Source organism: Corallococcus sp. AB045 (assembly GCF_003668895.1).
In the GTDB taxonomy this organism is placed as follows: domain Bacteria; phylum Myxococcota; class Myxococcia; order Myxococcales; family Myxococcaceae; genus Corallococcus; species Corallococcus coralloides.
On sequence record NZ_RAWN01000274.1, the window covers coordinates 1 to 9,955 of the forward strand.

Sequence of the window (9,955 nt, forward strand, 5' to 3'; positions counted from 1 at the left end):
ACTTCGAGGCCGTCCGCCTCATGACGCCCCCTCCACCGCGGGCAGCGTCCAGCTGGGCCCGGGCCGTGAAGCCGCGCGTCCCACCGAAGAGGACCTGTCCCCCGAGGGCATCGCCCGCGCGGTGATCCACAACGAGGCGCGCTTCCTCTTCCAGAGCCTGCTGACGGGAGATGTGCGCAACGCTTCCGTGGAGCTGCTCTACCCGTTCCAGCTGGAGGACAAGCGCTTCAACACCCCGGATGAGCTGATCCAGGCGTGGGTGAAGCAGCTGCGCACGCGGCGCACGGACCTCATCACCCTTTACGACATCGAAGTGCTGCCCATCGCGGAGATGGAGAAGAAGTACGGCAAGCCGCCCGCGCGCCTGGGGCTGGATCCGCGCGTGCTCAAGGACACCTGGGCCGCGGTGGGCAACCTCTCCGGCCACGCGGCCATCTTCCTCTTCCGCGGCAGCCCGGACCTGACCTGGCACGCCTTCGCGTACACGGACTGAAGACGCCAAGGAGCGCCCGGCCACCCAGCGCACTGCGCGTGCAAGCTTGAGCAACCGCGCGGATACCGCCGGGGATGTCTTGACCTGGGCGCCTCAGCCCAGCGCGGCCGTGAAGTCCCGCAGGCGCGCCAGGCCCTTCTGCAGCACCTCGCGCGACGTGACGAAGCTCATGCGGATGTAGCCCGGCGCGCCGAACGGCTCCCCGGGCACCGCCGCCACGAGGAAGTCATTGAGCAGCGCCTCGGAGAGCTGCAGCGAGTCCGTCAGCGGCTTGCCCTTGTACGTCTTGCCCAGCAGGCCCCGCACGTCCGCCATCGCGTAGAAGGCGCCTTCCGGCAGCCGGCAGCGGATGCCAGGGATGGCGTTGAGCCCCGCGACGAACAAGTCACGGCGCTCGCGGTACTCGTTCACCATCGCGGTGATGGTGTCCGAGGGGCCGTTGAGCGCCGCCAGCGCCGCCTTCTGCGTGATGGAGGACGCGTTGGACGTGGACTGGTCCTGCACCAACTGCATGCCGGAGATGAGCGCCTTGGGCCCCGCCGCGTAGCCCAGCCGCCAGCCCGTCATCGCGTGGGACTTGGACAGGCCATTGGACACCAGCAGCCGCGGCACCAGGTCCGGCGCCACGTTGCCCAGGTTGAGGAACGGCTCCCCCGTGTAGAGGAGCTTCTCGTACATGTCGTCGGTGACGATGAGGCAGTCGTGCCCGCGCACCGCGTCCGCGATGCCCTCCAGCGTGGCGCGCGAGTACACCGCGCCCGTGGGGTTGGCCGGGCTGTTGAGCACGATGGCGCGCGTGCGCGGGGTGAGCGCCTTCTTGATGGCGGCGGGGTCCGGCGCGTAGCCGTCCTCCTCGCGCGTGGGGACGATGACCGGCGTGCCGCCCGCCAGGTGCACCATGTCCGGGTAGCTCACCCAGTACGGCGCGAAGATGATGACCTCATCGCCTTCGTCCAGCAGCGCCTGGAAGCAGTTGTAGAGCGACTGCTTGCCGCCCGCCGTCACCACCACCTGATCCGGCGCGTACTTCAGGCCGTTGTCCTTCTCCAGCTTGCGGCAGACGGCCTCGCGCAATTCCGGCATGCCCGCGGTGGCGGTGTACTTGGTGAAGCCCGTGCGGAGCGCGTCGATGGCCGCCTGCTTCACGAACTCCGGCGTGTCGAAGTCCGGCTCACCGGCGGCGAGCACCACCACGTCCTTGCCACTGGCGGCGAGCGCCTTGGCGCGGGCGTTGAGGGCCAGGGTGGCGGAAGGCTTGATGGCTTGCAGCCGGCGGGCGAGTTTCATGCGCCCTGCCTAGCGCGGAACTCCCGAAGCGGACAAGCCCGCTCGCGCGCCGCGTGGGCCGGATGCCCCTGGGGAACGACCCTAGGGTTTCGGGCCGAACTTCTTCTTCAGCCCCGCGTTGACGTTCGGGGGGACGAGCCCATCCACGTTCCCCCCGAAGGTCGCGACCTCCCGGACCAGCTGCGAGGAGATGTAGAAGTAGTCCTCACCCGTCATCATGAAGACGGTGTCGATGTCCGGCGCCAGCTTGCGGTTCATGTTCGCCAGCTGGAACTCGTATTCGAAGTCCGACACCGCGCGCAGCCCGCGGATGACGACGCTCACGTTGCGCTGGTGCACGTAGTCCACCAGCAGGCCGTGGAAGGCGTCCACCTCCACGCGGGGGTCGTTCACCGCCTCGCGGATGAGCTCGATGCGCTCCTCCTGGCTGAAGAGGGGCGTCTTCTTCGGGTTCACCGCGATGGCGACGATGAGCCGGTCGAACATCTTCAGGCTGCGCTGGATGAGGCTCAGGTGCCCGTTGGTGGGCGGATCGAACGAACCAGGATAGATGGCGACCGGCATGGGTGCGTTGAAGTCTCGGCGGGCCCACGGGGCCGGTCAAGCGCACGTCACGGGGCCCGGTAGAAGCTCACCAGGGTGTCCCCGAAGCGGCGCTGGTCCTCCAGGGTGAGCCCCGAGTGGGCCTCAGGGGCCGCCTCCCGCTTGTCGTGCTCCACCATCACCGTGCCGCCCGGCGTCACCACGCCCGCGGCCACCACCGCCTCCAGCACCGTCTCCACCACGCGCGCCGCGTAGGGCGGATCCGCGAAGACGAGCTCGAACTTCTCCCCCTGCTTGCCCAGCGTCTCCAGCGCGCGGACCACGGGCTGCGCCAGGATGGACACCTGGGCGCTGAAGCCCAGCGCGTCGGTGTTCTTGCGGCACAGGGCCAGGGCCTCGCGGTCCTGGTCCACCAGCACCAGCCGGCCCGCGCCCCGCGACAGGGCCTCCAGCCCCAGGGCGCCGGTGCCCGCGTACAGGTCCAGCACGGCCTGGCCGTCCAGGAACTGGCCCAGCATGTTGAAGATGGTTTCACGGACCCGGTCCGCCGTGGGGCGGATGTGTCCGGACGACGGCTTGGGCCCCGTCAGGGCCCGGCCCTTCGCGCTGCCTGCAACGATGCGCATGCGCGCCCTTCTATCCCAGGTCTCCGCCCGGCTTCGCGAGGAACGCCATGGCCACCGACGCCGAGCGGTGCGCCCCCAGCGCCCCCAGCGCCTCCGTGGCCTCCGCGAAGGACAGCGCCTCCAGCGTCTCGCGGGCGGTAGGCGACAGGGCCGGCAGCCCCTCCTCCATCACGGAGAGCAGCTCCCCGGCCGGCATGCCCGCCGCCTGGGCCCGCGCCACCACCGGCTCGCGCACCTCCGGAGGCCAGGCGCGCAGGGCCAGCGGACCGAAAGGCCCTCCCCGGTCCACCTTGCGCACACCCGCGGCCACGTAGCTGGACAGCCCCCGCGCGGGCCCGGTGGAGGCGTCCGCCACCGCCACCGCCACGCCCTTCCCCGCGGCCGTCTCCACCACGCGCCGCAGCAGCTCCACGTCCAGTTCGCCCTCCCCCAGCTGCGCGTCCGACACGCGCAGGAAGCGCAGCGGGACCTGCCACTGCGCCAGCCCCTCCAGCAGCGTCGCGCACGCGTCCACCAGTCCGCCGGAGGACACCTGGGGCGGGGACACCTCCAGCGACAGCTCGCGCTCCTTGAGCGGGCCCACCAGCGCGTTCACCGCCTCCACGGCCTCGTAGGAGGTGAGGCGCGACAGATCCAACGACACCAGCGCGAAGCCCGCGTCCACCACGCGGAAGATGCCGTCCTGGAGCGCGTCCAGCACGTCCGCGTCCGTGGAGCTCACCCGGAGGGGGCCGGCCTGGAGGAACAGGGGCCGGGTGTGCTCGGCCTCCTGCGCCGCCGCGTGCACCGCCCTCACGAAGCGCTCCGGCGCGCCCCGGTCCGCCAGGGGGTGCGGGCAGGAGAGGCCCAGCACCGAGTCCTCCGCGCGGGCCGCGCCCAAGAGGCCCGGCAGCGCACCCTTGGACAGCACCGGCAGGCACGGCAGCGCCATGGGCGTGGACTCCAGCGCCCCGAGCAGCTCCCGTGGATCCAACAGGGGCACCCGGGAGCCCGGGCCCACCCGCGCCACCACGTTGCCCGGCCGCAGCGACAACACCTTGTCCAGCACGCTCATAGGAGCCGGCGAGAATCCCCGCCCCGCGCCCCTTTCGCAAGGACGTCAGTGCACCTCGCCCAGGTGGGCGTAGGACTGGCTCTCAATCTGGATGGTCGTGTGGTCGATGCCGAAGCGGTCGAAGAGGTCGTGCTTCACCGCGGACAGGATGTCGTCGTTGTTGCAGACCATGGGGTCCGCCACCACCAGGTGCGCGGACAGCGCGTACATCCCGCTGGAGATGGTCCACACGTGCAGGTCGTGCACCGCCTGCACGCCCGGCACCTTCGCCATGAGCGAGCGCACCTGCTCCAGGTCCACGTGCGCGGGCACCGCCTCCAGGAGCACGTCCACCGCGTCCTTCACCAGCCGCAGCGCGCCCACGACGATGATCATCGAAATCAGCACGGAGATGATGGGGTCCACGACGTACCAGCCGGTCCACCACATCACGCCCGCGCCAATCAGCACGCCCACCGACGACAGCGTGTCCCCCAGCACGTGCAGGAACGCGCCGCGCACGTTCATGGAGTGCGTCTGGTGCAGGAAGCCCAGCGCCGCCAGGTTCGCCACCAGGCCGATGCCCGCCACCAGCGCCATGGGCCCCAACTCCACCGGAGCGGGCGTGCGCATCCGCGCCCAGGCCTCCATCAGGATGAAGATGGTGATGACCAGCAGCAGCACCCCGTTGAGGAGCGCGCTCAATATCTCCATCCGGTAGTAGCCGTAGGTCTTCTTCAGGTCCGCGGGCCGCCCGGCGAACCACAGCGCCAGCAGGCTCAGGACCATGGCCGACACGTCCGTCAGCATGTGCCCGGCGTCGGAGAGCAGCGCCAGCGAGTTGGTGACGAAGCCGCCCACCGCCTCCGCCACCATGATGGTCGCCGTCAGCCCCAGCGCGAACAGCAGCCGCCGCCGGTCCTTGCGCCGCTCCTCCGCCAGCCCGCCCTTGCGCGGACCGTGCGAATGGCCGTGCGAATGCCCATGGTGCGAGTGGTCATGGTCGTGGTCGTGCGAATGACCGTGCCCGGCCCTGCCGTGTGTATGTGGGGGTGCGCTCACAGGGAACCAGGGTACGCCATTGGCGCCGTCATTCGGACAGGTGCCGCTGGATTGATTTCGGACAACCCCGTAGATCCGTTGTCCTGATCCGCAACAGGCCGAGGGACGCGGGGATGGACTTCGAGAAGCATCAGAATCTGCACACCATTGTCATGTTGAGGGATGTCATCCGCAAGTGGTGGCAGGTGGAGCTTTCGTTCGCGGATCGCAACGGCGTGGTGCACGACTGGCAGCGCGGGGATTTCATCCCGCCGCCCAACGACTTCTGCCGCCACTCGCTGGGGGCGCGGGAGGGGATGCGGCGGTGTGCCCAGTCGGTGCGGGTGCTGCATGAGAAGTTCAAGGCCGCCAAGAACCTGCGCCGCTCGCTCTTCCATGACTGCCACCTGCGCCTGTCCATCGTGGGCGCGCCGCTCTACATCCGCAACGAGTACGAGGGCTTCCTCTTCGTGGAGGGCTTCGCCCGGCAGCCGCTCATGCCCGGAGACGGCCAGGTGCTCCTGGGCAAGATGCGCGACATCGCACCCGGGGCGATGCTGGAGCTGGAGGGCGCGGCGGAGCGCGTGCCGGTGCTGGACGGCTCGGAGCTGAGCAAGCTGTCGGACCTCCTGGAGTTCGCGGTCACGGAGATCGCCAACCAGGAGGTGGAGCTCACGCGCAAGGAGGAGACCATCCAGTCCATGGCCTCCGAGCTGTCCAACCGCTACCGCTTCGAGAAGATCATCGGCCGCTCCGGGGCCATGAACGAAGTCTTCCGCCTGATGGAGAAGGTGGCCCACTCCGACTCCACCGTCCTCATCAACGGCGAGTCCGGCACGGGCAAGGAGCTGGTGGCGCGCGCCATCCACCACAACGGCCCGCGCAAGGACAAGCCGTTCGTCGTGCAGAACTGCTCCGCCTTCAACGACAACCTGCTGGAGAGCGCCCTCTTCGGTCACACCCGGGGCTCCTTCACCGGCGCGCTCAAGGACAAGAAGGGCCTCTTCGAGGTCGCGGATCAGGGCACCTTCTTCCTGGATGAGGTAGGCGACATGTCCCCCGCCCTCCAGGTGAAGCTCCTGCGCGTGCTCCAGGAGGGCACCTTCCTGCCCGTGGGCGGCACCCATTCCCGCGAGGTCGACGTGCGCGTCATCGCCGCCACCCACAAGGACCTGGGCGAGATGGTGAAGCGCGGCGAGTTCCGCGAGGACCTCTTCTACCGCATCAACGTCATCCGCCTGCAGCTGCCGCCCCTGCGCGAGCGCAAGGACGACCTGCCCGTCCTCATCGACCACTTCCTGCGCAAGCACCACCGCGAGGGCCAGCGCGCGCGGGGCCTGGCGCCGGAGGCCCTGGGCATCCTGGGCGCGTACGCGTGGCCGGGGAACATCCGCGAGCTGGAGAACGAAATCGAGCGGCTGCTCGTGCTGGGCGGCGAGCTGGAGACCATCCCTGCGGAGCTGCTCTCCAGCCGCATCCGCGACGCCGTGGTTCCCGGCGGCGGGCCCTTCATCGCCCCGCGCGCGCACGGCAAGCTGCACGAGGCGGTGGAGTCCCTGGAGAAGGAGATGATCCACCAGGGCCTGGTGCGCACCCGCTACAACAAGAGCCGGCTGTCGCGGGAGCTGGGCATCAGCCGCTCCAACCTCCTCTTGAAGATCTCCCGCTACGGGCTGGACAAGGGCATCCCCGAAGGACTGGACACGGACGAGGTGGAGGCGTGAGCGCACCGCACGGACAGGCGGTCTCCTTCCGGCAGGACTCGCTGCGGGTGCCGGACGGCGCGGACCTCTACTACCAGGTGCGGGGGGACGGCGCCCCGGGCATGGTCCTGTGCGACGGCCTGGGCTGTGACGGCTTCGCCTGGAAGTACCTGCTGCCCTACCTGGGCCGGCGCCACCGCGTGCTGCGCTGGCACTACCGGGGCCACGGCAAGAGCACCGTCCCCACGGACCGCACGCGCATCGGCATGGCGTACACCTGCGACGACCTGGCGCGGGTGATGGACGCCGCGGGCATGGACAAGGCCGTCCTCTTCGGCCACTCCATGGGTGTGCAGGTGGCGCTGGAGTTCCACCGCCGCTACGCCCGGCGCGTGGAGGGGCTGGTGCTGGTGTGCGGCAGCTACGGCCTGCCGCTGGACACCTTCCATGACTCCACGCTGCTCAAGCGCATCTTCCCCACCTTGAGGGCCGCGGTGGAGCGCTTCCCCCGGCACACCGCGCGCATCGTGCACGGGGCGCTCACCACGGAATTGGTGGTGCAGCTGGCCATCCGCCTGGAGATGAACCCGGACCTCATCGCCCGCAACGACCTGGCCCCGTACTTCACCCATCTGGCACGCATGGACCCCGTCGTCTTCGTGCGAACCCTGGATTCGCTGGCCAACCACACCGCCGAGGACCACCTGGAGCACGTGGATGTGCCCACCCTGGTGGTCGCCGGGGAGAAGGACCGCTTCACCCCCGGCTGGCTGTCCCGGAAGATGGCCGAGCGCATCCCCTCCTCTGAGCTCCTGATGATTTCCGAGGGCACCCATACCGCCCCACTGGAAGTCCCGGGCCTGGTGGAGCTGCGGGTGGAGCGCTTCCTGAGGGAGCGGCTGGGCGTGGAAACCGCGGAAGTCCCCCCGGAGGTGGGATAAGCGCCCAGCAGGCGGGGGGGCTGATTGTTTGCCTGCTGGACACCCGCCTTCATTGCAGGTGGGAAGCCCCCGGCATATAAGCCCCCGCCTTCCGGGTTCCGGTGGGATTGAGAAACCCCGTTCTGGGCGTCTCTCCTCGCACCTTCATTTCCGTTAGTTGGTCCTGATGATCTCTCGCGAAAACATCCGCAACGTCGCCATTGTCGCCCACGTCGACCACGGCAAGACCACCCTCGTCGACCACCTGCTCCGGCAGGCGGGGACCTTCCGCTCCAATGAGCACGTGGCCGAGCGGGTCATGGACTCGAACGACCTCGAGCGCGAGAAGGGCATCACCATCCTCGCGAAGAACACTGCCGTCTCCTACAAGGGGATGCAGATCAACATCATCGACACCCCGGGCCACGCCGACTTCGGTGGCGAGGTGGAGCGCGGTCTGCGCCTGGTCGATGGCGTCATCCTGCTGGTGGACGCCGCCGAAGGTCCCCTGCCCCAGACGCGCTTCGTGCTCACCAAGGCGCTGGCCATGGGCCTGAAGACCGTGCTGGTCATCAACAAGATCGACCGTCAGGACGCCCGGGCCAAGGACGTGCTGGACCTGGTGTACTCGCTCTACATCGACCTGGGCGCGAACGAAGAGCAGCTGGAGATGCCCGTCCTCTACACCGTCGCGCGCCAGGGTCAGGCCTCCACGTCGCTGGACGTGCCGGGCAAGACGCTGGAGCCGCTGTACGACGCCATCATCAAGCACATCCCGCCCCCGCCCCCGCCGCCTGTGGAGCAGACGACGCTGCAGTTGCTCGTCGCCAACCTGGACTACGACGACTACGTCGGCCGTCTGGCGGTGGGCCGCGTGCAGGCGGGCCGCATCACCCCGAACATGGCCGTGTCCGTCGTCCGCGAGGGCGGCAAGGTGCAGCAGGGCAAGGTCGTCAAGCTGTTCGGCTTCTCCGGCCTGAAGCGCACGGAGATCGCGGACGCGGGCCCGGGTGAGATCGTCTCCATCGCGGGCATCGAGGAGATCAGCATCGGCGACACCATCGCGGACTTCGAGAAGCCCGTGGCGCTGCCGCGCATCACCGTGGACGAGCCCACGATGATGATGATCTTCAAGGTCAACGACGGGCCGCTGGCGGGCAAGGAGGGCAAGTACGTCACCTCCCGCAACCTGCGCGAGCGCCTGTACCGCGAGGCCTACCGCAACGTGGCCGTGCGCGTGGAGGACACCGCGACGCCGGACGCGTTCCGCGTGGTGGGCCGTGGCGAACTGGCGCTGGCGGTCATCATCGAGAACATGCGCCGCGAGGGCTACGAGCTCACCGCCTCCAACCCGGAGCCCATCACCAAGGTGGTGGACGGGCAGACGCACGAGCCCATGGAGCTGCTCTTCTGCGACGTGCCGGAGAACAGCGTGGGCGTGGTGACGGAGCGCCTGGGGCCCCGCAAGGGCCGCATGACGGACATGGCGCAGCTGGGCTCGGGCCGCACCCGCCTCCAGTTCCGCATCCCCGCGCGCGGCCTCATTGGGTTCCGCTCGGAGTTCCTCACCATCACGCGTGGTGAAGGCATCATGAGCAGCCAGTTCGACGGCTTCGAGCCGTGGTTCGGCTACATCCCGAAGCGCGCCAACGGCGCCATGGTCTCCGACCGCCTGGGCGACACGGTGCCGTACGCACTGTTCAGCATCCAGGAGCGCGGCCAGCTCTTCATCGGCGCGGGCACCACCGTGTACGAGGGCATGATCATCGGCGAGAACGCGCACCCGTCCGAGCTCAACGTCAACTGCTGCCGCGAGAAGAAGCTCACCAACATCCGCGCCGCCGGCCGCGACGAGAACGTCATCCTCGTCCCGCCGCGCGAGATGGGGCTGGAGAAGGCCCTGGAGTGGATCGCCGACGACGAGCTCGTCGAGGTGACGCCCAAGTCCATCCGCATGCGCAAGAAGGCGCTGGCCGTGGGCGAGCGCTACCGCGCCGAGCGTGAGCGCAAGCGCGAAGAGCGCGCCGACGCAGCGGACTGAAGTCCTCGCTCTAGCGCCTGAAAGCATCCAGGGGCCGTCACCTTCGCGGGTGGCGGCCCCTTCTTCGTTTCAGTACGCCGTCATGAACCGGAACAGGAACCCGAGACACTCCGCGCCATTAACCAGCGAGGACACGACATCGTAACCGTCCGGCCAGTGACGTGCCGGGAGGCTTGATGACAAACGCGGACCGTGCTCGGCGAGCGCCGCGAGGAGCGAGCTGTTCAGGGACTGGGCTGGAGGGGTGACTCGGGCGGGTCAGCGGCGC

At 69.2% G+C, this 9,955-nt stretch carries 8 protein-coding genes and 1 pseudogene; 4 read left to right on the forward strand and 5 right to left on the reverse strand.

Annotation, left to right across the window (positions count from 1 at the left end; translation table 11 throughout):
* Nucleotides 1-493, forward strand: a pseudogene (locus D7Y21_RS37615) (hypothetical protein); the annotation flags it as partial.
* A 93-nt stretch (nt 494-586) separates the two neighbouring features.
* On the opposite strand, the gene D7Y21_RS37620 reads toward D7Y21_RS37615, so the two are convergent.
* The 5 genes from D7Y21_RS37620 to D7Y21_RS37640 form a co-directional block, all read right to left on the reverse strand.
* Complete coding sequence (locus D7Y21_RS37620) at nt 587-1,780, reverse strand: pyridoxal phosphate-dependent aminotransferase (RefSeq protein ID WP_121718268.1); 1,194 nt, start codon at nt 1,778-1,780, stop codon at nt 587-589.
* Between the two features lie 81 nt (nt 1,781-1,861).
* On the reverse strand, nt 1,862-2,344 hold the full coding sequence (gene coaD, locus D7Y21_RS37625; RefSeq protein WP_120580180.1) for a pantetheine-phosphate adenylyltransferase: 483 nt from the start codon (nt 2,342-2,344) through the stop codon (nt 1,862-1,864).
* 47 nt (nt 2,345-2,391) lie between these two features.
* A complete protein-coding gene (gene rsmD / locus D7Y21_RS37630; protein WP_121718269.1) occupies nt 2,392-2,949 on the reverse strand; it encodes a 16S rRNA (guanine(966)-N(2))-methyltransferase RsmD in 558 nt (185 codons plus the stop codon).
* 10 nt (nt 2,950-2,959) lie between these two features.
* Nucleotides 2,960-4,003, reverse strand: coding sequence for a hypothetical protein (locus D7Y21_RS37635; protein WP_120568149.1), 1,044 nt, complete (start codon nt 4,001-4,003; stop codon nt 2,960-2,962).
* A gap of 45 nt (nt 4,004-4,048) precedes the next feature.
* A complete protein-coding gene (locus D7Y21_RS37640) occupies nt 4,049-5,044 on the reverse strand; it encodes a cation diffusion facilitator family transporter (RefSeq protein ID WP_121718270.1) in 996 nt (331 codons plus the stop codon).
* A gap of 113 nt (nt 5,045-5,157) precedes the next feature.
* Between D7Y21_RS37640 and D7Y21_RS37645 the strand changes: the two genes are divergently transcribed.
* The 3 genes from D7Y21_RS37645 (at nt 5,158) to typA (ending at nt 9,687) form a co-directional block, all read left to right on the forward strand.
* Nucleotides 5,158-6,747, forward strand: a complete 1,590-nt coding sequence (locus tag D7Y21_RS37645) for a sigma 54-interacting transcriptional regulator (RefSeq protein WP_120568151.1) — start codon at nt 5,158-5,160, stop codon at nt 6,745-6,747.
* The gene (locus D7Y21_RS37650; RefSeq protein ID WP_121718271.1) at nt 6,744-7,667 is read left to right on the forward strand and encodes an alpha/beta fold hydrolase; all 924 of its coding nucleotides are present in this window, start codon (nt 6,744-6,746) and stop codon (nt 7,665-7,667) included. Before D7Y21_RS37645 ends, D7Y21_RS37650 begins: the two co-directional genes overlap by 4 nt.
* Nucleotides 7,668-7,833: 166 nt before the next feature.
* Nucleotides 7,834-9,687 (forward strand): translational GTPase TypA, encoded by a 1,854-nt coding sequence (gene typA / locus D7Y21_RS37655; RefSeq protein ID WP_121718272.1) that lies wholly within the window; start codon nt 7,834-7,836, stop codon nt 9,685-9,687.
* Nucleotides 9,688-9,955: the final 268 nt, after the last annotated feature.

Bases quoted from the DNA above. Each gene is read 5' to 3' on its own strand.
- rsmD (WP_121718269.1), bottom strand. From the start codon at position 2,949: ATGCGCATCGTTGCAGGCAGCGCGAAGGGCCGGGCCCTGACGGGGCCC.
- D7Y21_RS37635 (WP_120568149.1), bottom strand. From the start codon at position 4,003: ATGAGCGTGCTGGACAAGGTGTTGTCGCTGCGGCCGGGCAACGTGGTG.
- typA (WP_121718272.1), top strand. From the start codon at position 7,834: ATGATCTCTCGCGAAAACATCCGCAACGTCGCCATTGTCGCCCACGTC.
- D7Y21_RS37620 (WP_121718268.1), bottom strand. From the start codon at position 1,780: ATGAAACTCGCCCGCCGGCTGCAAGCCATCAAGCCTTCCGCCACCCTG.
- D7Y21_RS37645 (WP_120568151.1), top strand. From the start codon at position 5,158: ATGGACTTCGAGAAGCATCAGAATCTGCACACCATTGTCATGTTGAGG.
- coaD (WP_120580180.1), bottom strand. From the start codon at position 2,344: ATGCCGGTCGCCATCTATCCTGGTTCGTTCGATCCGCCCACCAACGGG.